The following is a 23,583-nucleotide window of genomic DNA, read 5'->3' on the forward strand; positions in this document are numbered from 1 at the left end:
AGGAGCTACCACCATGACCGCCGTCGCTCAATTTCCGCAGGGTATCGATCACCCCCTGGTCACCGTGCGCCACCACGCCGAGGCTTTGGAGCTGTACCGCAAGATGGGGTTTTCGCCTTCGCCGGTGAGCTATCACCCCTGGGGCAGCGTCACCTCCTTGATGATGTTCCCCAGCAACTTCATCGAGCTGATCGGGGTCGACGACCCTTCCAAGTTCGGTACCCATTCGGTGAACGGCTTCTGTTTCGGGCGCCAGCTCGGGCAGTTCCTTGATCGCGGCGAAGAAGGTGTGTCGTTGGTGGCGCTGCACAGCCAGGATGCCGACGCCGATCATGCGCGGATGGTCGAGGCCGGGCTGGAAAGCCAGGGGCGCATTGATTTTCGCCGCCCGATGACCCTGCCTGATGGGCGCCCCGATGAAGCCGTGGTGTCCCTGGCGTTGTTCATCGACCCGGAGTTACCCGACGCCTCCAACTTTATCTGCCACCAACATCGCCCCGAACTGATCTGGGTTCGCGGCTGGCAGGACCACCCCAACGGGGCAGACGGGATTCTCGCCATCACGTACCTGGCAGACCCCAAGCGCCTTGAACCACGCTGGCGAGCCCTTTACGGCGATGCCGTGAGCTACAACGGGGCGGTCCTGGAAGCCGATACCCGATGCGGCGTCTTGCGCGCCATCGACGCCGCCACCGCGGCCCTGGAGTTCCCGGGTATCGCCCTTCCCAAGCGTGCCGAGGAACGCCCCCATGGGATTTCCATCCGCCTGCACACCCGAAGCCTGAGCACCCTGCGCTCGATCCTCGAACACAATCAGGTTCCTCATCACGAGGTCCCGGGCCGGGTCTTGGTCGAGCCGCAAGCGGCCGGCAACGTCATCCTCGAATTCGTGCAGAACATCTAACTGAGACTGTTGAAATGACCATGAAAGTAGGCGTTATTGGCTTGGGCAATATGGGCGGCGGCATGGCCGCGACCCTCGCCAGCAAAGGCTTTGATGTCAGCGGATTCGACCTGTCCGACGCGGCGCTGGCCCAGGCCAAATGCAAAGGTGTCCAACCCGTCGGCGACCGCCATCAACTGATTCAACAGTCGGATATGTTGATTCTGTCGCTGCCAAAAGCCGAGCACGTGGAAGCCGTCTGCCTGGGCCCAGGCGGCGTCATCGAGTTTGGCCGTGAAGGCTTGATCGTGGTTGACACCACCACCTCCACCCCGGAAGCCAGCCGCAAGGTCGCTGCCGCCCTGGCAAGGATGGGCATCGCCTTTATCGACGCGCCGGTCTCCGGGGGCCCCAAAGGGGCCGCGACCGGCACCATGTCCATGGTCATCGGTGCCGAGGATGGGGACCTGCAACGCGCCATGCCGGTGCTGGAAGGCATGAGCGGCACCCGCGTCCACGTCGGCAAATGTGGCGCCGGCAACGTGGCCAAGATCGCCAACAACATGCTGGCTGCCTGTCACCTGATCAGCACCGCCGAAGCCGTGTCGATGGCCGCGAAAGCAGGCGTGGACCCGGAAAAGCTCCTGCAAGGACTCAACGCCGGCTCGGGCCGCAGCGGCGCCACCCAGATCATGTTCCCCACCTGGGTCCTGAACAAAGCCTATGACTCCGGCTTCACCATGGGGTTGATGCGCAAAGACGTCGGCCTTGCCAGCGACCTGGCCGACAGCCTGGACCTGGATCTGCCCCTGTCACGGATCGTCGCCCAGCTATGGCAAGCCAGCCGCGAATCGCTGCCCGATAACGAAGACTTTTGCGCGATTGTCCAGCGCACCGACGCCCAGCTTTTCGGCCGTGGAGAATAATCAATGAGCACGCAAAACATCCTCGACCTAATGCGCCCCTTCTGGGGTGACCGGAGCGTGATCGGCAGCTTTGTCGGTGGCGAGTTCATCGACGGCCACGGCTCGCCGGTGGACGTTCGCAACGCCCATGACGACAGTCTGCTGCTGAGTTTTCCCGACGCTGATGACGCGCTGATTGCCCACACCGACGCCGTAGCCAAGGCGCACAGGCGCACTGGTGGGCGCTCACGGCACAGGCACGGGGTCGTGCGATGTACCAGGTCGGTGCACTGATTCGCGAACACAGCGACAGCCTGGCCCAGGTTGAATCCCTCACCGCTAACAAACCGATCCGTGACGCCCGGGTCGAGGTGACCAAGGTCGCCGAAATGTTCGAGTACTACGCGGGCTGGGCAGACAAACTGCACGGCGAAGTGATCCCAGTGCCGACCTCACACCTGAACTACGTCACGTACGAGCCCCTGGGCACGGTCCTGCAAATCACCCCGTGGAATGCACCGATCTTTACCTGCGGCTGGCAGATCGCACCGGCGATCGCGGCGGGTAACGCGGTCATTCTCAAGCCCTCCGAGCTGACGGCCTTGTCGTCATTGATGATCGCGGTGTTGATCGAGCGCGCCGGCGTGCCCAAAGGGCTGGTCAACATCATCGCCGGCTTCGGTCACACCATCGGCCAAGGCTTCATCGCCAAGGCAGACATCCGCAAAGTGGTGTTTGTCGGCTCGCCAGCGACAGGACGGCACATCGCCGTCGCCGCCGCGCAACGTTGCATCCCTGCCGTGCTGGAGTTGGGCGGCAAATCGGCAAACATCGTGTTCGAGGACGCTGACCTGGACGTTGCCTTGCGCGGGGCGCAGGCCGCGATCTTCTCCGGGGCCGGCCAGAGTTGTGTATCGGGCTCGCGATTGCTGGTTCAGGCGTCGATTTTTGACACGTTCACCCAGGCCCTGGCGCAAGCGGCCACCCGCTTCAAGGTCGGCGACCCGAGCGACCCTGAGACTCAAATCGGCCCGATCAACAACGCCAAACAGTACAACCACGTAAAAACCATGGTCGAGGGTGCATTGAAAGACGGTGCCAGGCTGGTCGGCGCGAATGCCGACCCCATCCCGGACCGGCCCGGGTATTACATCAACCCAACGGTGTTGGCCGGCACCAACGACCTGTACTGCGCGCAAGAGGAAATCTTCGGGCCGGTGGTTGTGGCCATCCCGTTCACGGACGAAGCCGACGCGATCCGCATTGCCAATGACAGTCGCTTCGGCTTGGCCGGGGGGGTCTGGACCCGCGACGTCGGTCGAGCCCACCGAGTGGCCAGGCAGGTTCGCGCAGGGACCTTCTGGATCAACGGCTACAAGACGATTCACGTCAGTTCGCCCTTCGGTGGCTACGGCGAAAGTGGCTACGGTCGCTCTTCCGGGCTGGATGCGTTGCGCGAATACAGCGAAGTGAAAAGCGTGTGGGTCGAAACCGCCGCCACGCCCGCGGTCAATTTCGGCTACGGCGCGAGCCTGGAGTGAACGCCATGTCGATTTCCAAAGCCTTGATCGACGATGCCATCGGCTGGCGTCGGGACTTTCATGCCTCACCCGAACTCGGCTATGACGAGTTGCAGACCTCCGACCGGGTGGCGCAGCTCCTGGAAAGCTTTGGGATCGAGGTGAATCGCGGGCTCGGCGGCACCGGTGTGGTGGGCACCCTGAGCCATGGACAGGGCCCGGCGATCGGCATTCGAGCCGACATGGACGCCCTGCCCATCCAAGAGTTGGGGCAGTGCTCCCACCAGTCGACGCATCAAGGCTGCATGCACGCCTGCGGTCATGACGGGCACACGGCAATCCTGCTCGCCACGGCTCGCCATTTGAGTGAAACGCGAAACTTCAGCGGCACCGTCCACTTCGTCTTCCAACCGGCCGAGGAAGGTCTCGCGGGGGCGAAAAAAATGATCGAGGATGGCCTGTTCGAGCAGTTCCCCATGGACGCCATCTACGGGCTGCACAACTGGCCAGGCGCCCCGGCCGGTCAGGTGGTGATCAACCCAGGCCCGATGATGGCGTCCCTCGATACATTCGTAATCACCCTGACGGGCAAAGGCTGCCACGCGGCGATGCCCGACAAAGGCGCGGACCCCATCATCGCCGCGGCGGAGCTGATTCTTGCCCTGCAGACCATTCCCTCTCGACGTCTCTCACCCCTCGACAGTGCGGTGATCAGCGTGACCCAGATCAACGCAGGCGAAGCAATCAACGTGATTCCCGAAACGGCGGTGCTCAAGGGAACCGTGCGTTGCTTGCAATCGCACGTCCGCGATCACGTCCAACAGTTGATCGGTCAGTTCGTCGAGCAGTTGCCTGGCGCTTTCGGCATCCGAGGGGAATTGCTCTACCAGGTCGGCTACCCGGTGACGGAAAACCATGCAGAGGCTGCGGCAAAGGTCCGCCGGGCAGCGGTAACGGCGGTGGGAGAGTCGCGCGTGCAGTGGGGTTGCAGCCCTTCCATGGCCTCGGAAGACTTCTCGTTCATGCTCAAAGCCTGCCCAGGTGCCTACCTGTGGATGGGCGCGGATGGAGAGGAACCCTCTGCGGCCTTGCACAACCCCTATTACGACTTCAATGACCAGATCATTGAACCGGCAGTCGCCGTTTGGACCCGCTTGGTCGAGCAATCTCTGCCAGCCGTTTAAGCCACAAAGAGCTGCATATTCCCGGTCAACCCGGCCTCCGGGGGCGACATAACAATAAGAGACAACCTATGCCAAATAATAAAAAGAACCACCGTCCTGGCTGGGTCCCCTGACGACCCACTCTTGTTTCTGCCCTCCAGATTTGCAGTTCAACACAGCGCCGACAATGGGTGCTCAGGCCCCCCTGCGCGTTGATTTGGCACTTAACCGCCACCCACACGAGAGCATCGCCATGAAACAAGAAAGAACGCTGTTGAAAGGGGCTTCGACCTTAGCGTGCCTGACCCTCGGCACACTGTTTACCCTGAGCGCCAACGCCGGCGCCACCCTTGAGAACGTCAAAAGCAAAGGGTTTGTGCAGTGCGGCATCAGCGACGGCCTTCCGGGGTTTTCCTATGCCGACGCCAAAGGTGACTTTCATGGGTTCGACGTCGACGTCTGTCGGGCCGTGGCCGCTGCCGTGTTCGGCGACGCGAAGAAGGTCAAGTACACCCAGTTGACCGCCAAGGAGCGCTTTACTGCCCTGCAATCGGGCGAAGTCGACATGCTGTCCCGAAGCACCACCTGGACCTCGTCCCGCGACGGCGCCATGGGTATCCAGTTCACCAGTGTCGCCTACTACGATGGCCAGGGATTCCTGGTCAATAAAAAGCTCGGGGTGAAAAGCGCCAAGGAGCTGGACGGCGCCACCTTCTGCATCCAGGCCGGCACCGTGACCGAGTTGAACCTGTCGGACTACTTCCGCAGCAACGGCATGAAGTACACCCCCATCACCTTTGACACCTCTGACGAGAGCTTCAAGGCTCTGGAATCAGGACGTTGTGATGTGCTGACCACCGACCAGTCGCAGTTGTACGGCCAGCGCCTGAAACTGGCAACGCCCGATGACTTCGTTGTGCTACCCGAGGTGATTTCGAAGGAGCCATTGACCCCCGCAGTACGCCGTGGCGATGAAGACTGGTTCACCGTGGTGCGCTGGTCCCTCGCCGCCATGCTCAACGCCGAAGAACTGGGCATCACCTCGAAAAACGTCAACGAGCAGCTCAAGTCGTCGAAGAATCCTGACATTGCGCGACTACTCGGAACCGAAGGTGCCCTCGGCAAGGACCTGAATCTGCCCAATGACTGGGCGGCGAAAATCATTGCCCAGGTCGGTAACTACGGTGAGTCCTTCGACCGCAACCTGGGCAGCGGCAGTGACATGAAGATCAAGCGCGGCCTCAACGCGCTGTGGAGCCAGGGCGGCCTGCAATACGCCCCGCCCGTTCGCTGACAAGGCGTTGCCCGGCAGCTTGCTGCCGGGCACTGACCCTTTTGGCTGTTTCTCTAAGGCGCGTCACGCCGAGTCACATGCTGCCACTGCGCAAACCTCGTATTGCTAAGCCCTGCAAAAAAGCCCCACCCGAGAAAATCCCTCCCCCCTTTTGCCGATCTGAAGCCCCCATTCTTCAATGGCAGGCCCGGGAGCCCCTGTCGCGCTCTGCAAATGGCACGGCCCGGTAACGCGCCGAAAGTGCCTGGAACTCCCTGGTTCGAAGCGCAAATCCTTCGCTGCACGCGGCAGTACTGCTGCAGGCCACCTATCAGCCTGCGTTCGTTAATCGCACGACATCGTATTCAGGACCGCCCTGTCAGGCTCAATGTTTGGCAACCTATGCGCAGCTGCCGACACGCGCTTTATGGGCTGTCGGTCCGTTGCCGGAACCTTCCCTGCGCAGCGGGTATTCAGATTGATCGACCCAATCAACAAAAATAGAGGAGCACGCCTTGATCAATAAAACTTTCGAATCCATTGCTGCCGCACTCGATGGCATTGCCGACGGCTCGGTCATCATGGTCGGAGGCTTCGGCACTGCCGGCATGCCGTCGGCGCTGGTGGATGGCGTCATTGAATCGGGCGCTCGCGACCTGACCATCATCAGCAACAATGCCGGCAACGGTGAAATCGGCCTGGCTGCGCTGCTCAAGGCCGGGCGGGTTGCCAAAGTGATTTGCTCGTTCCCGCGGCAATCCGATTCCTATGTATTCGACGAGCTGTACCTGGCGGGCAAGGTGCAACTGGAAGTGGTGCCCCAAGGCAACCTTGCCGAACGCATCCGCGCCGCGGGCTCGGGCATTGGCGCCTTCTTCTCCCCGACCGGCTACGGCACCTTGTTGGCCGAAGGCAAGGAAACCCGAGTGATCGAAGGGCGCAACTATGTGCTGGAAATGCCGCTGCACGCCGACGTTGCGCTGATCAAGGCCGAACAGGGTGATCGCTGGGGCAACCTGACCTACCGCAAGGCCGCCCGCAACTTTGGGCCGATCATGGCCATGGCCGCGAAGACCACCATCGCGCAGGTCAACCGGATCGTCGAGTTGGGTGATCTGGACCCTGAGCACATCATCACGCCGGGGATTTTCGTCCAGCGCGTGGTTGCTGTGCCTTCTGCCAGTTCCCTGATCGCCAACGTCAATTGAGGCCTGCCATGACCGTCATGAAAAAACTATCGCGCAACGAAATGGCCCAGCGCGTGGCCGACGATATTCTTGAAGGTTCTTATGTGAACCTGGGCATTGGCGTGCCCACCCTGGTGGCGAACTACCTGGGTGACAAGGAAATATTCCTGCACAGCGAAAATGGCGTGCTGGGCATGGGCCCGAGCCCGGCGCCCGGTGAAGAAGACGATGACCTGATCAACGCCGGCAAACAGCACGTGACGCTGCTGGCCGGTGGCGCGTATTTCCATCACGCCGACTCGTTCTCGATGATGCGCGGTGGCCACATCGATATCGCCGTACTGGGGGCCTTCCAGGTCTCGGTCAACGGCGACCTGGCCAACTGGCACACTGGCGCTGAGGGCTCGATTCCGGCAGTGGGCGGTGCGATGGACCTGGCCACCGGCGCGCGCCAGGTGTTCGTGATGATGGATCACCTGACCAAGACCGGCGAAAGCAAACTGGTGCCTAAGTGCACCTACCCGCTTACCGGTATTGGCTGCGTGAGCCGGATTTACACCGACCTGGCGATTCTGGACGTCACTCCAAAAGGCTTGCAGGTGCGCGAGATCCTCGCGGATATCAGCTTTGAGGACTTGCAGACATTGAGTGGCGTGCCGTTGTTGAAGTAACGCGATTCAAGCGGCTTGCTGCGGGGGCTATGGGTCGCGCGGCAAGCTGCAAGCTGCAAGCTGCAAGCTGCAAGCGAAATTGAAGCCCTGCCTCTACCCCCGCATCCCGTTATTCCCGTCCATTGAATCGTCTGTGCAGGTCACTCGCGGTAGCCCCGCGCCTGTACATCGAACAAGTCGGCATAACGTCCGCCCGCCGCCATCAATTGGCCGTGGTTGCCCTCCTCCAGAATCCGCCCCCGGTCCAGCACGATGATGTGGTCGGCGCTGCGCACACTGGAGAAACGGTGGGAAATCAACAGCGTCATGCGGCCCTTGGCATGTTCACGAAAGTGCTCGAACACGGCCGCCTCGGCCCCGGCATCCAGGGCAGCAGTGGGTTCGTCGAGGATCAGCAAATCGGCGTCCTGGCGCATATAGGCCCGCGACAAGGCAACTTTCTGCCATTGGCCGCCGGACAGTTCCTGACCACCCAGCCAGCGCCCCAACGGCGTGGCGTAGCCCTTGCTCAAGCGCTCGATGAACTCAGCGGCAACACCCTGAGTGGCAGCACGGCGCCAGCGCGCCTGATCGTCAAACGCCTCGACGTCACCGACGCCCAGGTTTTCGCCCACGCTCATCTGATAGCGGATGTAATCCTGAAAAATCACCCCGATGCGCTGGTGCAGGGTCTGTTCGTCCCACGCTTGCAGGTCGCTGCCGTCTAGCAGGATGCGACCCTCGTCCGGGGTGTACAAGCGGGTCAGCAGTTTGATCAGGCTGGTCTTGCCCGAACCGTTCTCCCCCACCAATGCAAGGCTGTGCCCCGGCGCCAGGTGCAGGTTGATGTTACTCAGCGCCGGCGATTCGGCACCAGGATAGGTGAACCCCACCTGCTCGCAACGCAACCCGTCACCCGGGCGTGCCCCTTGAGTCAGTGTTCCGCGCCGCGCTGTCACCGGGACTTCCAGGTATTCATAAAGGTCCGAAAGGAACAAACCGTCGTCGTACAGGCCGGCGATGGCGCTGAGGCTGGCGGTGATTGCGCTCTGGCCCTGCTTGAACAGCACGATGTACATGGTCATCTGGCCCAGGGTCGTCTGCCCGCGCACTGTGTCCAGCACCACCCAGGCATAGGCCAGGTAAAACGCCGCGGTGCCCAGCAGCCCCAACGCAAAACCCCAAGTGTCACGGCGCACCGTCAACTGGCAGTCTTCCGTGTAAAGACGTCGAGCGTTGTCCCGGTAGCGCTTGAGCAGCAACGGGGCCAGCCCGAACAGCTTGACCTCCTTGGCATGCGCCTCGTGGGACAGCAGGGATTCCAGGTAATTCTGCTGGCGGGTCTCCGGGGCACGCCGGTGAAACAGGCGAAAGGCATTGCCCGAAAAATGCGTCTCGGCGAAGAACACCGGCAAGGCGCCGACCACCAGGATCAACAGAGCCCACGGAGAAAAGTGCACCAGCAGCACCGCAAAGCTGATCAGCGAAATCAGGTTCTGCACCAGGCCCAAGCCCTTTGTCACCAGGCTCAAGGGCCGGGTAGAAGCCCCCTGACGCACCCGCACAAGCTTGTCGTGGAATTGCGCATCCTCAAATTGCAGCAGCGAGAGGGTCTGGGCCTTTTCCAGGATCATCAGGTTGACCTTCACCCCCAACTGCACCCGCAGCAACGACTGCTGCATCGACAATGCCCGCTGGGCGGCCGCCAGTAACGCCAGCACGCCGGCTTCGGCCAGCACGTACTGCATGACCGGCCACACCGGCGCCTGACTGCCGGCGGCATGAATCTGCATGGCATGGACCACACCATCCACGATGCGCTGGCCGATCCAGGCGGCCAACGCCGGCAGCAGGCCAGCGATCAGCGTCGCCAGCACCAGCCCCAGGAACAGGGGCCGCGAGGTCTCCCACACCAACCCCAGCGCCCTGCCGGCCTGCACGGAAAAAGCACGCAATCGTTTGAACAGCACCATGAAGGCCATGGACTCCTTGCTGGGTGAGATCAGGCTGGACAGCACCCTCCCGAGCCGCTCGCGCAAGACTCCGGCGTGCTTGAAACGGCCACCGGCGCCGAGGTTATCGCGAAACAACCGCTAGCGCGCGGTGAAGTGCTCCCCACGCCCACTTCAAAACCCAACAGGGCAAACCGACGATGGGTGACGGGCGCCCTAAAAGCGTCTTGGCAGCATCCGCGTCAGGGTGTTGTCGTGCACCCAGTAATGATGGAACAGACCCGCACAAGCATGCAGGCCGATCAGCGCGTACCCGGCATTGCCGATCAACTCGTGCCATTCCTTGAGTTGCTTAGCCAACTCGGTATCCACCGCCAGCGGCGACGGCAGCATAAACCCGAAGTACGGCACCGGCTTGCCTGCCGCGCTGAGCATCAGCCAGGCCAGCGCCGGCGTCACAATCATCAACAGATACAGGGCCAGATGGGTCACGCGCGCCAGTACGTTCTGCCAAGCCGGCGGGGTCGGGACAATCGCCGGACGCGGCTTCAAGCGTCCCAGCAAACGCACCCAGACCAAGGCAAAGATGCCCAGGCCGAACAAGGCATGCACGCCGAGCAACGGCACCTTCAAGGCGTGGCCCTTGGGGAGCATCCCCTTGAGTTCGATGCAGGCATAGACGCCGACAAACAACACCAGCATCAACCAGTGCAAGGTCATCGACAGTTTTGTATACCGCTGTGCTGCTGATGCATTCGTCATCACAGGCTCCATCAGGATGAGGGGCGATTGCCGAAACTCGGGCGACCGTGGTTCGGCTTGTCACCGACTCCAAGGGCACCACCCTGCCTGGCCAGTCTTAAGACAGTCTGAAGATGACGCGGGCCAGGGCCTGGCTCGCGACTGGGGAGGCGCTCATGGCACGCGCCAACTGCGGATCATCAAGCCCGGCCGCCACCGCAACATTGCGGGCGCCTTCCTGCACCTTGGCGCTTTGGTAACGCCCGTGCAGGTCTGCTTGATGCAAAACGCCCCGGCTAACCGGGGCGTTTTGCATCAAGGCTCACTCGAGTTTTCTGTCTCGCCCTTCACGCTGCAACTCTCGTTGCAGGTTGAGTTTGGAGGCGCGGATGATCGCTGCCGGATCCTTGGGCAAGTCATGCTCGACGATGTACAGAGGTCTGGCCTCCTCTTGCGCTACCGCGACGATTTCACCCCAAGCCAGCAGGCCCTCGCCCAGGGGCGCGAAGTTGCGTTCATCGTCGCGTACCCCGATACCGGCGTTGTCTTTGGCGTGCAGGGCAAACAGCCGATCCGGGTACGCTTGATCAGCCGGACCGGGTCTTGCCCACCGCGCGACACCCAGGCCGCGTCTATCTCCAGCGCCAGATTATTGGGCCGGGTGGCATCCACCAACCATTCGAGCCCCGTCTTGCCCTGGTATTTTTTCATCTCGAAATCATGGTTGTGATACGCCAGCCGCATACCCTCCTTGCGCAGCCGGGCCCCCAAGGCATTCAGTTCTTCGCCCAGCTTTTGCCAGCCCCTGGCATTGGTGGGCCGATCCGCGGGCTGCAGGTAAGGCACCACCAGCACCTTGTTGCCCACGGCACGGTTGAAGGCGATGGTTTCAGGCAACTGGCGACGCAAGGCCTCCAGTTGTACGTGGGCAGAGGTCACGGTCAGGTTGTATTTTTTCAGCAGCCGGTTGAGTTCATCCCGGCTGACACCCTGGTCACCGACCAACTCGACCGCGGAAAACCCGGCGCTCTGTGTCAGGAAAAACTGCTGCTCCAGGGTGCCGACATTGCGCAGGGTGTACATCTGCAAGGCGATCTGTCGATCGGCCGCGGGGGCCGCCAGCAGCGCTGTGGCATTCAGTACGCAGCCGGCAACGAGGGTGGCCAATGCCATTTTTTTGAGTACGCGCATCGCAATTTCCTTATTTATTGTTATGAATTCGTGGCTGCTCAAGCCTTGGCGGGCGCCAGTTCCACGGCTCGCGCATCGCGGAAGGCAAACAGGAACACCAGCACCACGCCCAAGGAAAAACACGCCGGGAACAACCAGATGCTCTGCCACTGATGGCCCGCAGGAGTGGCGTAGTAGTCAGAGACATGGCCCGCGACCCAGAAGCCGATCAGCATGCCAAAACCGTAGGTGGCCAGGGTGATCAGGCCTTGGGCCGAGCTTCTGAAGCGCTCGGGGGTTTTCGCGTCGGTGTAGATCTGCCCGGAGACAAAGAAAAAGTCGTAGCAGATGCCGTGCAAGGCAATGCCGGTGAACAGCATAAAGGCCAGGTCGGCGTTATTGCCGTAAGCGAACAGCACGTAGCGCAAGGCCCAGGCCAGCATGCCCATGAGTAGCGCGATCTTGATGCCGAAGCGGTGAATGAACAGGGGCAGCAGGAGCATGAACAGGACTTCGGAGACCTGCCCGATGGCCATCTTCGCCGTGGGATTGGTCACGCCGATTTCCGCGAGGAACGGATTGGCATTCTGGTAATAGAACGCCAGCGGGATGCAGATCAGGATCGAGGCAATGAAGAACACCAGGTAGCTGCGGTCTTTCAGCAGGCCCAGGGCATCCAGACCGAGTATCTGCTTGAGGCCGCTGCGGCGGGTCTCGGTCTTCAGCGGTGCGGTACTCGGCAGGGTAAAGCTATACAGGCCCAGCACCAGGGACGCCAGCGCCGCCATCAGGAAGGTGTTGCGCAAGCCGCCGCTGGCAATCGCGTCTTTCGAGTCCCAGGCGAAGACAAAACTGATCACCACACCGGCGACGATCCAGCCCACGGTGCCCCACACCCGAATGCGCGAGAACTCCAGTGCCGGGTCGCGCATCTGCCGAAAGGCCACGGAGTTGACCAATGCCAGGGTCGGCATGTAGATCATCATGTAGGCCAGCACGTAGGGATAGAACGCGCCGAAGTCAGGCGCCCGGTACAGCTGGTAGAGCAACACTGCCCCCACTAGGTGCAGCACCGCCAGGATGCGCTCGGCATTGAAGAAGCGGTCAGCGATCAGCCCGATCACGAACGGGGCGATGATCGCACCCCAGGACTGGGTCGAGAACGCCATGCCAATCTGGCCGCCGCTGGCACCCAACTGGCTGGACAGGAAAGTGCCCAGGGTGACGAACCAGCCACCCCAGATAAAGAACTGCAGAAACATCATGGCGCTCAAGCGCGCAGTCATCCACGTCATAACAGTCACCGTCTTATTGTTATTGAAAGAAACTGGTGAAACTCAGGCGTCAGGCAAGCCCAACAAACGCCTGTTGGAAGCCGCATCGCTGGCCACGCTGACAAAATCGTCAAAGGCCTTTTGGCTCCGAGTAATCATGTGGTCGCGGATGAACCCCGCGCCTTCGGCAGCGCCTTGGGCGGAGTCTTTCAGGCAGCACTCCCACTCCAGCACGGCCCAGCCGGTGAAGCCGTATTGGGTCAGCTTGCTGAAGATCGATTTGAAATCGATCTGGCCGTCACCCAGCGAGCGGAAGCGCCCAGGGCGCTCGACCCAACCCTGGTAACCGCCATAGACACCGGAGCGCGCATCGGGACGGAACTCCGCATCCTTGACGTGGAACATGCGGATGCGCGAGTGATAACGGTCGATAAAGCCCAGGTAGTCCATTTGCTGCAGCAGCAGATGGCTGGGGTCATAAAGGATGGCCGCACGGGGGTGGTGATCGACGGCGTCGAGGAAACGCTCGAATGAGGCACCGTCATGCAGGTCTTCCCCGGGGTGGATTTCGTAGCACAGGTCGACACCGGCCTGATCAAAACAGTCGAGGATCGGCAGCCAGCGTTTGGCCAGTTCGGCAAAACCTTGCTCCACCAAACCGGCGGGGCGCTGCGGCCAGGGATACATGTAGGGCCACAGCAAAGCCCCGGAAAAGGTCGCGTGGGCGGTCAGGCCCAGACGCTGGCTGGCCCGCGCCGCCAGCTTCAATTGCTCGATCGCCCACTCGGTGCGTGCCTGGGGATGGCCACGCAAATGAGCGGGCGCAAAGTCATCGAACAGCGCATCGAAAGCCGGGTGCACGGCCACCAACTGCCCTTGCAGGTGGGTGGACAGTTCGCTGATCTCAACCCCGGCGCTGGCGCACACGGCCTTCAGTTCATCGCAATAGCTCTGGCTTTCGGCGGCGCGTTCAAGGTCGATGTAGCGCGTGCCCAGGGTCGGCAATTGAATGGCTGTGTAGCCCTGGGACGCTGCCCATTGAGCGATATTGGCCAGAGTGTCGAACGGCGCTTCATCGGCGATGAACTGCGCCAGGAATATCCCGGGGCCACGCAGGCCTTGAGGGGCCAGGTCGTTTGGGGTCTCGGCAGGCGTCTGCGGTTTCATCGGCTGCACTCCAGGGGGGTCCACTTGGCATCGCTGCTGTGACTGGCGATGGCCGCTTCGATAAAGGCCATGCCACGCAGACCCACCTCGATCCCCGGCACACCCGGCACGGTGTGGCCTTTGACCTCACCGCGAATGGCCTGGGCAAAATCGCCATACAGATTGGCCATGGCTTCCAGGTAGCCTTCGGGATGGCCGGCGGGCAAGCGCATACGCTGGGTCGCGTCCTCGCACAACCACGGCTGCCCGGTGCCGGAACGCAAGACACGCATGGGTTGGTCCAATGAGCGATGAATCAGGCTGGCGGGTTGTTCCTGGCGCCACTCGAGGCCGCCCTTGTCGCCGTAGACCCGAATGCTCAGCGGGTTCTCTTCCCCTGCGCAGACCTGGCTGGCGATCAGCACGCCACTGGCGCCCTGCTCCATCTTCAGCAGCATGGCGGCGTCGTCATCCAGCTGCCGGCCTTCGATGTGCACGCCCAGGCTGGCGCACAGGTGGGTGACGGCTTGATCGGCCACGAACTCCGCCAGGGAAAAGGCATGGGTGCCGATATCGCCGATGCAGCCGCCCAACCCGGACAACGCCGGCTGCCCCCGCCACTCGGCCTGCTTGTTGCCCTGCCCGGCCACATCCTGGCTGAGCCAGCCTTGGGGATATTCCACCAGCACCTTGCGCACCGCGCCGATCACGCCACTGCGTACCATCTCTCGCGCTTGCCAGACCATGGGGTAGCCGAGGTAAGTGTGGGCCAGGCCATAGAGCCCGGTGCTGCTGTGCAAGCGGGTTTTCAGGGCCTGCAGCTCAGCCAGGTTCAAGGCCGCGGGCTTCTCGCTGAACACATGAAAACCGGCGGTCAACGCTTCGCTGGCCACCGGTGCGTGAAGATGATTGGGGGTGACAATCACCAGCAGTTCCATGCGCTGCTCGGCCGGCAGCGCGCGCTCGGCCTCCAGCATCGATCGCCACGTGCTGTAGCAGCGTGATGGCGCTAGGCCCAGGTAGCTGCCCGTGCGCAGGTTGTTCTGTGCGTCGCGGCTGAACGCGCCGCAGACCAGCTCGAAGCGCCCATCGAGGCCCGCTGCCTGGCGATGCGCCTGGGCGATAAACGAGCCCTCCCCCCCACCGACAAAGCCCATTCTTATTTTGGGTATCACTGTGTTCATCACTGTTTTTCTCTGTTCGGGCCGGCTGAACGACGGGTTGAAGCCGGAATGTAACCGGTTACATTTGAGCGGAAATCTATGCGCTGTGACGCAGGCTGTCAAATACTCGATCGCCCCTCGCAAGGATTTCAGCGCAGACGGACCTGCTGTAAGCTCGCCCGACCCATAGTTTGAAGATGAGGTGGTTTTGTCCAATATTCGTGAAGTCGCCCGGCTCGCCGGCGTCTCGGTGGCCACTGTATCGCGCACCCTGAAATCACCCGAATGCGTGCGCCAGGCCACTCGGGACAAGGTCAATGCCGCCGTCGAGCAAGCCGGTTATCGCCCCAACCTGATGGCGGTGCAGTTCCGCTCTCGGCGCACCGCCAACCTGGTGATCCTGGTTCCGAAAATTGCCAACACCTTTTTTGCCCGCGTGATCAGCGGTGCCCAACAGGCAGCCCAGGCCGCCGGGTACCGACTGCTGCTGTGCGACACCCAAGGCCGCGAAGACATCGAGCGTGAGTTTGCCGAACTGGTCTATGCCCACCAGGCCGATGGCGTGATCCAGTTGCGCGCCTTCGACCCCTTCCCCGCCGACAGCCTTGAGACCCCGCCCATGGTCAACGCCTGCGAAGTGATCAAGGGTGGGCGTCACCCCACCATCAGCCTCGACAACCATGCCGCCGCCCAGGCAATGACTGAACACCTGATCAGCCTGGGCCATCGACGGATCGGCCTGATCAAGGGCCCTCAAAGCAGTCCCCTGACCCAGGATCGGGTCGCGGGTTACCAGACCGCCCTGGATCAGGCCGGCATCCCCAGCGACCCCACGATTATTTGCCACGGCGACTTCAGTTTGCGCGCCGGCTACGACGGCGCCGCCACCCTGCTGACGATGCCGGACCGCCCGACCGCGCTGTTTTGTGAGAACGATGAGATGGCCATTGGTGCGCTCAAGCGCATCAAGGAAGCGGGCCTGCGCGTGCCCGAGGATATTTCGTTGGTGGGGTTCGATGACATTCCGCTGGCGCAGTACTGCGACCCGCCGCTGACCACCATCGCCCAGCCCGCCGAGGGCTTTGGACACAGGGCCGTGGAGATGCTGATCGACTTGATCGAAAAGAAAACCACGCCCCCACAGCCGGTGATACTGCCGTTTGAACTGACGATCCGTAAAAGCTCGGCGCCCCCTTCAGCTCGATAGTCGGGCGCCCAGCCTCGATACCGGCGTGTGTCAGGCGCCCTGATGCTCCAGCGCCAGCGCGCGCTTCCAGCTGTCCAGGGCCGTCAGGCGTTGCAGGTAGGCCGCCAGATGGGGGTATTGCGCCCCCGCCCCCAGTTGCTCGACCACGGTGATGGCGACAAAGGCCAACATGAAATCGGCCCCGGACAAGGTGTTGCCGACGATAAAGGTTTTGTCCGCCAGCACGCTGTCGAGGAAGCCCAGGACCTTCTCAAATTCGGTCTGGGTGTAGCCGTCGAGAAACTTCAGCTGGGTGCCGGCATTGGCTTCGAACTGGGTGAAGACCTTGAGCAGCACCGGCACCATGGCCGAGCTTTCCGCAAAGTGAATCCATTGCAGGTATTGCAGGTATTCCGGCGAGCTGAACGCCGGCTCCAACTGGGGCGCGAAACGCCGAATCAGGTACTCGACGATGGCGCCCGACTCCACCAGCACCTGCCCTTCGAATTCAATGACCGGGGATTTGCCCAGCGGGTGAATGCTTTTCAGGGAATCTGGAGCGAGATGAGTGGCCGCATCACGCTGATAGCGAACCAACGTGTAAGGCTGGCCGATCTCTTCCAGCAGCCACAGGATACGCAGGGAGCGCGACGCGTTGAGGTGGTGAAGTGTGATCATGGTAGGTCTCGGTAATCAGGGAGAGGCTCGGTATACCTGAACCCCAGGCGGGATTCAGGTACGCCTGGCGGTTACTTCAACTGAGCGACCAGGGCCTTGGCCACGCCTTCGGAACTGGCCGGGTTCTGGCCGGTGATCAGCTTGCCATCTTCGATCACAAAGGGAGCCCAATCCGGCCCTTTTTCGTAATGCCCACCCAGGTTCTGGAACTCATCTTCAATCAGGAACGGTACGACATCGGTCAGCTCGACGGCCGCTTCCTCGCCGTTGGTGAACCCCGTGACGCGACGGCCTTTGATCAGCGGCGCGCCGTCAGCGGCCTTCACGTGTCGCAGCGCCCCCGGAGCGTGGCAGACAAAGCCGATGGGCTTGCCGGCACGTTCGAAGGACTCGATCAGGCTGATGGACGTCTTCGACTCGGCCAGGTCCCACAGAGGGCCGTGCCCACCCGGGTAGAACACCGTGTCGAAGTCTTGCTCGCTGACCGTGTCGAGCTTGACGGTGTTGGCCAAGGCCTTCTGAGCCGCCGGGTCGGCGTTGAATCGGTGAGTCATTTCAGTCTGGAAGTCGGCCAGTTCGCTCTTCGGGTCCAGCGGCGGCTGGCCGCCCGCCGGCGAGGCCAGCACCACCTCGGCGCCGGCGTCCTTGAAGACGTAGTAAGGGGCGGCGAATTCTTCAAGCCAGAAGCCGGTTTTCAAGCCGGTGTCACCCAACTGATCGTGAGACGTGAGAACCATCAGAACTTTCATTGCATATTCCTCATTGCCGGATTTTGGCCTTTGGCGACTCGTTCTGCCGTGGGCATGTTCATGGGTTTCAATAGGTGTTACCGGCTGGTTCGACTAGCCGTTGAAGAACGCCTCCAAGGCCGGAGCCTTATCCCCGTAAGGCGCACGCAAACGCAGGTTGGAAGCACCGTCCTGGCTCTGCACCACCACCGGTTTGGCGTGGGTAAAACGCCGGAAACCGTGGATGCCGTGGTAAGCGCCCATGCCCGAAGCGCCGACCCCGCCGAACGGCAAGCTGTCGATCGAGGCGTGGGTCATGACATCGTTGATCACCAGGCCGCCAGAAGTGGTTTGACGCATGAACTGCTGCTGGCGTTCCAGGTGATCGCCGAAGTAGTACGCCGCCAGAGGACGCGGGTGGGCGTTGATGTAGGCGATCGCCTCGTCGGCCGTACGGTAGGTTTTTACCGGAAGCAGCGGCCCGAAGATCTCTTCCTGCATGATGGCCATGTCATCGGTCACATCGAGCACCAGGTGCGGGACAATCTTGCGGGATTTCCCATCAAACGCCGGTTCGCTGCCCGGCGCCAGATTGATCAGCGTCGCGCCCTTCTGCTCGGCATCCGTCAACAGGCCGACCAGCCGATCAAAATGACGTTCACTGATGATCGAGGTGTATTCCGGGTTGCTGATCAGGGTGGGGAAGCTCTGGGCGATGAAGTCCTTGCTGAACGTCGCCAACGACGCCTGCTGCTCTGGCGTCACCATCAGGTAGTCCGGCGACAGGCAGATCTGCCCGGCATTGAAGGTTTTGATGGTGAGGGTGCGCTCGACCGCGGTGCGCAGGTCAAAATCCTCGGCCACCACCACTGGAGACTTGCCACCCAGTTCGAGCGTGACCGGCACCAGGTTCTCGGCCGCCGCCCGCATAACATGGCGACCCACGCTGGTGCTGCCGGTGAACACCAAGTGATCGAAGGGCAACTCGCTAAATGCAGCCCCCACACCGGCATCCCCCAAGACCACGGTCAGCTCGACGGGGTCGAAGTAGCCGGCGATCAGTTCGGCCAGCAGTTCGGAGGTTTTAGGCGTCAGCTCCGACGGCTTGAGCATGGCGGTATTGCCCGCGGCAAACACACCCGCCAACGGCCCGAAGGCCAAATTGATCGGGAAGTTCCAGGGGCTGATAACCCCGACCACACCCAATGGCTGCTGCTCGATCCAGGCCTGCATGCCAGGGCCGGGGCTTTCGACCGACTCAGGCTGCATCCACTGCTCCACGTGCTCGGCGGAGTCCTCCAGCATTTTTACCGTGGTGGCCATGTCGGCAAGCATCGACTGATAAACACTGCGGTTGCCGAAGTCGGCGCTGATGGCGGCACTGATCTTCGACTGGTTTTCGCGGATCAGCCGTGCGGCGCGCAACAGTCGGTCTTTTCGAACGCTCGCAGCGGCGGGCCCGGCGGCCAGGTGCGCACGCTTCATGGTGCGCAAAATAACCTGCAGATCATCGCGGGTGGGCTGGTAACTCATCTCTGTTCTCCTAAGCAACATGGCCTGGGTGAAGGGGGAGGCAGCGCGGGCGGCGCCTCGTTGGGCCACTCACCGCTGCGTTCAAAACGTGCCGCCATCTTAGGGAGCTGGCACCCGAGCGAATAGACAGGGTATTTTGGGGCTCGCATAAATAATTTTATGGGTCACACATGTCACTTGTACGACTGAGAACCTTTGTAGAGGTCTATCGGCAACGCTCGATCAGCGGCGCCGCCCGCACGCTCAACCTCACGCAACCTGCAGTGTCTCAGCATATTTCCGGTCTTGAGGCCGCCATCGGCAGGAGCTTGTTCAACCGCCAGGCCCGGGGCGTTGAGCCCACGGCTGCGGCTAAAGAACTGGCCGCGGACATAGGCGACAAGCTGGATGAAGCGGAAACCGCACTCGCCTCTGCCAGGGCCCGCTCCGTGGAACTGGCCGGGGCCTTGCAGATCATTGGCCACGGCGACTTTCTGGCTGAAGTGGTGTCCAGGCAACTCAAGCCGCTGCTGGAAGAAGGCATCCGCATACGCATGCAAAGTGGCAACCACGATTTGATTTGCCGGCTGTTGATGGATGGCGATTGCGATCTTGGGGTCTCCGCCGCCGCCCCCGACAACCCTCGCCTTCGCAGCGAACTGCTGTACACCGACGACGTCATTGCGGTGGCCGCGCCGGAAGTGGTGGCACGCTTGATTGCGGCCAAGCATTTTGTCAGCGCGCTCGAGGCCGAACCCATCCTGGCCTACAGCCTTGAACTACCGCTGATCGACGCTTGGCTGGCCATCAACCAGATTGAAATGAAAACCTCGATGCCGGCAATGGTCGGGCAAGACCTGCGAACCTTGCGCACGCTGCTGATCGATGGCTGTGGCTGGAGCACCCTCCCCGCCTACCTGTGCCGGCCCTGCATTGCTCGGGGCGAGCTTCAGGAAATCCCTGCGCCGGTGGGCCACTCAAGCCGAGACTATCACTTGATCTGGACCCCAAGCGCCTTGCGCCAACCACGCGTGGCCCATGCCAGGCAGGCACTGCTGTGGCGACTCAGAGGCAGTCGGCGCGAGGCTGGGGCGCCGGAGTCCTAAGCACAGATTCACGCCGCGAGCGATCTTGTCTGCCCGCCTCCAGCGCAGCCTGAAACGGCAGGGTAAAAACTCTGAGGGCGGTGGCGGTCATGCAGACGACGTGGCGAACGACCGGCACTCAGCGCTTCAGTGCGGGCAGCATGCCCTTGAGGATGTCGTCCTTATCGACAACGTGGTGTTTGAGCGCCACCAGCGCATGGCCGCCCACCAAAGCGCCGCAAAACCATGCAGTCCAGGTATGCACCAGCTTGGCAAGATCATAGAGGTCGGGATTGGGCACCACCAATGGCGGTAAAACAAACAGGCCGGCGACCAGAATGGGTTTATCGGCCACCGAACTCCAGTACCAGCCCGACAGCGGCAACGCCATCAGCGCCAGCGCATACAGCAGCACATGCCCCAGCGCTGCCCCGCGCTTCATCAGTGGGCTCATGCTGGCCGGCAAGGCGGGTGGACGCTTTATCAGCCGCCAGAACACCCGCAGCACAATCAGAAACAGCAAGGTACTGGCTGCCGCCTTGTGCAGAAACGTCAGCTCATGATGTGGGTTCAGTTCCTCACGCCAATGGCTGGCCAGAATGCCCACGCACCAACTGCCTATCCAAATCAAGGCCATGCCCCAATGCAACCACTTGGCAGTGCCGGTATAGCCGTCGGTTTTTGCTACCGTCATCGTTTCATCCCTACGTTCGAAATACCTGATGCGTTCCACGAGATACGCGCGCAGCGGGATGCTATAGGGCTTTTCAGCAAGGATAAACGCCGCAAAAATCGCTGCTGTGTAGAGAAAACTTCTACTGTTTTGCCTACAGCACCGGGCGCTGCGCGCGACTTATCGTTAAAGGGGAATGGTCAGCTTGACCCAGTAGGCCTCCCCTTCGGGACGATTCCGCACCTCGCTCTCTTTCTGCCATTTTGCGGTCACGAACCAGCCGGAATCGCTGGCGTACTTGATCGAAGGGCCGATGGCAACTGCACGCCCCTTGTTGTCCTCCACGCGGTCACCGTCTTGACGATCATCGGTGGTCTGGCGGTAAACGTAGCCGCCGACCCCGACCACCCAACCATTGCCCAAGCCCCAGCCCAGGGAATAATCGGCATGCAGCTCCTGGCCAGAACGGTAGTCGGTGGCGTTATTGCGCAGGTTGAAGTCATACATGATCTTGATATCGGCATTCACCCCCGCCGGATCAACATATGAAAACGCCGCCACCGGTTCAAACGCCCAATAATTGCGGCCGATGTTGGCCAAGTCGCCCCGATCGTATCGTCCGGTGGGGGCGAAGATGTCCAGCGCGTAGATGGCGTGGAATTTGTCGCTGTAGTGATAGCCCAGTGACGGGCCAAAGATAATGTCCCCCAGGCCGGTTTTCTTCTGATGCTGGTCGTTGACCTCCACCCGCAAATCCACCAGCGGCACGTTGAGATGAAACGCCAGCGCGCCGTCGAGGATTTTTTGTTCGGTCACCCAGATCAACCGGGGAGCAATCACATCGGCGCTCAGGTGAAAGTCATCGACCGCCCGTTTGCCCTGATTATCGAGAAGACGGTCGGCGCGATAGCTTTGCGCAAACACTTGCGCATAAAAACCGGGCGGCGGCATGGCGCCGGTCATGAAGTTTTCCGCCCCCATGGGGTACGACGACCCACCGCCCTCGGTGGCGTGGACAGCGGGCAGAAACATCGCCAGCGCGCAGCCGGCGGTCAGACCGGAAATATTTCGCAGGGCATTTACAGCGGCAACGGTTTTTTTTATTATTCATTGTGGCAACCATGGGTGCATTGAGAATTCGCAGGCAGCACCGGGCGCGACACCCGGAGTGCCGTGATACAGCGTTAAATATCGGGAACCGGCTCCGCAGAGCCGGCTTTAGTGCCCTGGTGTCAGAACGGGTAAGGCTGGTCGGAAGGCTCGACCGTGACCCACTTCACTTCGGTGAACTCATCGATCACGGCGCTGCCATCGAACCGGCCATAGCCACTGTTCTTCATGCCGCCGTAAGGCGCCTGAGGCTCGTTTTGCACGGTGGCGCCGTTGATGTGCACACAACCGGCATCCAGGCGGCCGGCCAGGTCCAGGGCCAGGCTGACATTGCGGCTGAAGATCGCCGAGGACAGTCCGAACGCCGTGTCGTTAGCCACGTCCAGCGCTTGCTCCGCGCCTTTGACGCGCACCACCGTGGTCACCGGGCCGAAGGTTTCCTCATCGTAGATTTCCATTGCCGATGACACTCGATCCACCAGGGTCGGCGCCATTTGCGCCTGCTCGGCCAGCCCGCCGGCCACAATCGTCGCGCCCTTGCCAATGGCATCGTCGAGCAACTGGTTGATGCGTTGTACCGAGCCTTGGGAAATCATCGGGCCGACCACACTGCCCGGGTTGCTCACCGGGCTACCCTGCTCCAGGCCGCGGATACGCGCTGCAAACTTCGCAACGAATTCGTCTGCCACGGCGTCATCGACCACAAACCGCTCGGTCGACATGCAGATTTGCCCCTGATACAGAAACGCCCCAAAAATCGCCGCATTGACCGCGCCCTCCAGGTCGGCGTCTTCGAGCACGATAAACGGCGCCTTGCCGCCCAGCTCCAGCAGGCAGCGCTTGAGGTACTTCGCACTGGTCTGAGCAATCATCCGGCCCACTTTGGTCGAGCCGGTGAAGTTCACCCGGCGCACGGTGTCGTGGGCAATCAGCGCTTCCGTCACGGCACCGGCATCTTCGGGAGCAGAGATGATGAAGTTCACCACGCCAGGCGGAAAACCGGCCTCGTAAAAGGCCTGCGCGAGCAGTTCGTGGGTGCGCGGGCTGTTCTCCGAGCCTTTGAAAATCACGGTGTTGCCACACGCCAAGGGGTAGGCAATGGCCCGGGTGCCGAGGATCACCGGGCCATTCCACGGCGCGATGCTCAGGACCGTACCGGCAGGCTGACGCAGGGTGACCGATAAGGTGCCGGGCTTGTCGGTGGCCAGGGTCTCGCCCTTGATCTGAGTGGTGAGCGCCGCGGCTTCACGCAGCAGGTTGGCCGACGCCCCCACATTGAACTGCGACCACAGCTGCGACGCGCCGATTTCTTCGGCCATGACACTGCACAGCAGCTCCATTTTGCCTTCCAGTGCATCGGCGGCGGCCAGTAGCAGGCGGCGGCGTTCGGTCGGGCCGACCTTCGACCAGGTCTTGAACGCTTGCTGCGAAGAGGCCGCGACACGCAGGGCATCTTCAACGCTGCAAGCGGCGCCGGTGGTGACCACCTTGCCGCTGACCGGGTCGATACGCTGGTAGGTTTTACCGTCCGAAGCCGCTTGCGGGATATTGTCGATTACGAGCTGAACATTCATCTTGGGGTCC

The 23,583-nt window shown here is 61.7% G+C and carries 21 protein-coding genes and 1 pseudogene; 9 read left to right on the forward strand and 13 right to left on the reverse strand.

Annotation, left to right across the window (positions count from 1 at the left end; genetic code table 11):
• The first annotated feature begins 13 nt into the window (after window positions 1–13).
• From M1B34_RS25520 to M1B34_RS25550, 7 genes and pseudogenes are all read left to right on the forward strand, one after another.
• Window positions 14–904 carry a VOC family protein gene (locus M1B34_RS25520; RefSeq protein WP_268266578.1) on the forward strand — a complete coding sequence of 297 codons (891 nt, stop codon included), beginning with the start codon at window positions 14–16 and terminating at the stop codon, window positions 902–904.
• Between the two features lie 14 nt (window positions 905–918).
• Entirely contained in the window at window positions 919–1,809 is an 891-nt protein-coding gene (locus tag M1B34_RS25525; protein ID WP_268262345.1) for an NAD(P)-dependent oxidoreductase, read from the forward strand.
• Window positions 1,810–1,812: 3 nt separating this feature from the next.
• Window positions 1,813–3,329, forward strand: a pseudogene (locus tag M1B34_RS25530) (aldehyde dehydrogenase family protein).
• 5 nt (window positions 3,330–3,334) lie between these two features.
• A complete protein-coding gene (locus M1B34_RS25535) occupies window positions 3,335–4,492 on the forward strand; it encodes a M20 aminoacylase family protein (RefSeq protein WP_268266579.1) in 1,158 nt (385 codons plus the stop codon).
• Window positions 4,493–4,724: 232 nt separating this feature from the next.
• Window positions 4,725–5,765: an amino acid ABC transporter substrate-binding protein gene (locus M1B34_RS25540; protein ID WP_268262343.1), complete on the forward strand. Its 1,041-nt coding sequence runs from the start codon at window positions 4,725–4,727 to the stop codon at window positions 5,763–5,765.
• A gap of 494 nt (window positions 5,766–6,259) precedes the next feature.
• Window positions 6,260–6,952: a 3-oxoacid CoA-transferase subunit A gene (locus M1B34_RS25545; protein WP_123334101.1), complete on the forward strand. Its 693-nt coding sequence runs from the start codon at window positions 6,260–6,262 to the stop codon at window positions 6,950–6,952.
• An 8-nt stretch (window positions 6,953–6,960) separates the two neighbouring features.
• A complete protein-coding gene (locus M1B34_RS25550; RefSeq protein ID WP_268266580.1) occupies window positions 6,961–7,602 on the forward strand; it encodes a 3-oxoacid CoA-transferase subunit B in 642 nt (213 codons plus the stop codon).
• Window positions 7,603–7,742: 140 nt separating this feature from the next.
• On the opposite strand, the gene M1B34_RS25555 is transcribed toward M1B34_RS25550, so the two are convergent.
• The 7 genes from M1B34_RS25555 to M1B34_RS25585 form a co-directional block, all read right to left on the reverse strand.
• A complete protein-coding gene (locus M1B34_RS25555; protein ID WP_268266609.1) occupies window positions 7,743–9,554 on the reverse strand; it encodes an ABC transporter ATP-binding protein in 1,812 nt (603 codons plus the stop codon).
• A 195-nt stretch (window positions 9,555–9,749) separates the two neighbouring features.
• Window positions 9,750–10,295, reverse strand: a complete 546-nt coding sequence (locus tag M1B34_RS25560; protein WP_268266581.1) for a cytochrome b — start codon at window positions 10,293–10,295, stop codon at window positions 9,750–9,752.
• 97 nt (window positions 10,296–10,392) lie between these two features.
• The gene (locus M1B34_RS25565) at window positions 10,393–10,590 is read right to left on the reverse strand and encodes a hypothetical protein (RefSeq protein WP_268266582.1); all 198 of its coding nucleotides are present in this window, start codon (window positions 10,588–10,590) and stop codon (window positions 10,393–10,395) included.
• Between the two features lie 140 nt (window positions 10,591–10,730).
• Window positions 10,731–11,507, reverse strand: a complete 777-nt coding sequence (locus tag M1B34_RS25570) for a sugar phosphate isomerase/epimerase family protein (RefSeq protein WP_268266583.1) — start codon at window positions 11,505–11,507, stop codon at window positions 10,731–10,733.
• Window positions 11,504–12,739, reverse strand: coding sequence for a nucleoside permease (locus M1B34_RS25575; protein WP_268266584.1), 1,236 nt, complete (start codon window positions 12,737–12,739; stop codon window positions 11,504–11,506). The genes M1B34_RS25570 and M1B34_RS25575 overlap by 4 nt, the downstream gene beginning before the upstream one ends.
• A gap of 42 nt (window positions 12,740–12,781) precedes the next feature.
• Window positions 12,782–13,885 carry a sugar phosphate isomerase/epimerase family protein gene (locus M1B34_RS25580; protein WP_268266585.1) on the reverse strand — a complete coding sequence of 368 codons (1,104 nt, stop codon included), beginning with the start codon at window positions 13,883–13,885 and terminating at the stop codon, window positions 12,782–12,784.
• A complete protein-coding gene (locus M1B34_RS25585; RefSeq protein WP_268266586.1) occupies window positions 13,882–15,048 on the reverse strand; it encodes a Gfo/Idh/MocA family protein in 1,167 nt (388 codons plus the stop codon). Before M1B34_RS25585 ends, M1B34_RS25580 begins: the two co-directional genes overlap by 4 nt.
• 187 nt (window positions 15,049–15,235) lie before the next feature.
• Here M1B34_RS25585 and M1B34_RS25590 point away from each other — a divergent pair, with 187 nt between their 5' ends.
• On the forward strand, window positions 15,236–16,234 hold the full coding sequence (locus M1B34_RS25590; RefSeq protein WP_268266587.1) for a LacI family DNA-binding transcriptional regulator: 999 nt from the start codon (window positions 15,236–15,238) through the stop codon (window positions 16,232–16,234).
• Window positions 16,235–16,264: 30 nt separating this feature from the next.
• Here the strand turns inward: M1B34_RS25590 and M1B34_RS25595 are convergent, their stop codons facing one another.
• The 3 genes from M1B34_RS25595 to M1B34_RS25605 form a co-directional block, all read right to left on the reverse strand.
• Window positions 16,265–16,891: a glutathione S-transferase family protein gene (locus M1B34_RS25595; RefSeq protein ID WP_268262332.1), complete on the reverse strand. Its 627-nt coding sequence runs from the start codon at window positions 16,889–16,891 to the stop codon at window positions 16,265–16,267.
• Window positions 16,892–16,962: 71 nt separating this feature from the next.
• Entirely contained in the window at window positions 16,963–17,640 is a 678-nt protein-coding gene (locus tag M1B34_RS25600; protein WP_268262331.1) for a type 1 glutamine amidotransferase domain-containing protein, read from the reverse strand.
• Between the two features lie 93 nt (window positions 17,641–17,733).
• A complete protein-coding gene (locus M1B34_RS25605) occupies window positions 17,734–19,152 on the reverse strand; it encodes a coniferyl aldehyde dehydrogenase (RefSeq protein ID WP_268266588.1) in 1,419 nt (472 codons plus the stop codon).
• Between the two features lie 170 nt (window positions 19,153–19,322).
• Here M1B34_RS25605 and M1B34_RS25610 point away from each other — a divergent pair, with 170 nt between their 5' ends.
• Entirely contained in the window at window positions 19,323–20,237 is a 915-nt protein-coding gene (locus M1B34_RS25610) for a LysR family transcriptional regulator (protein WP_268262329.1), read from the forward strand.
• Between the two features lie 118 nt (window positions 20,238–20,355).
• Here M1B34_RS25610 and M1B34_RS25615 read toward each other — a convergent pair whose 3' ends face one another.
• From M1B34_RS25615 to M1B34_RS25625, 3 genes are all read right to left on the reverse strand, one after another.
• Complete coding sequence (locus M1B34_RS25615) at window positions 20,356–20,910, reverse strand: cytochrome b (RefSeq protein WP_123334144.1); 555 nt, start codon at window positions 20,908–20,910, stop codon at window positions 20,356–20,358.
• Window positions 20,911–21,075: 165 nt separating this feature from the next.
• Entirely contained in the window at window positions 21,076–21,921 is an 846-nt protein-coding gene (locus tag M1B34_RS25620; protein WP_268262399.1) for a SphA family protein, read from the reverse strand.
• Window positions 21,922–22,121: 200 nt separating this feature from the next.
• Window positions 22,122–23,573 carry an aldehyde dehydrogenase gene (locus tag M1B34_RS25625; protein WP_268266589.1) on the reverse strand — a complete coding sequence of 484 codons (1,452 nt, stop codon included), beginning with the start codon at window positions 23,571–23,573 and terminating at the stop codon, window positions 22,122–22,124.
• Window positions 23,574–23,583: the final 10 nt, after the last annotated feature.

This window comes from Pseudomonas morbosilactucae (genome assembly GCF_023241715.1).
In the GTDB taxonomy this organism is placed as follows: Bacteria; Pseudomonadota; Gammaproteobacteria; order Pseudomonadales; family Pseudomonadaceae; genus Aquipseudomonas; species Aquipseudomonas morbosilactucae.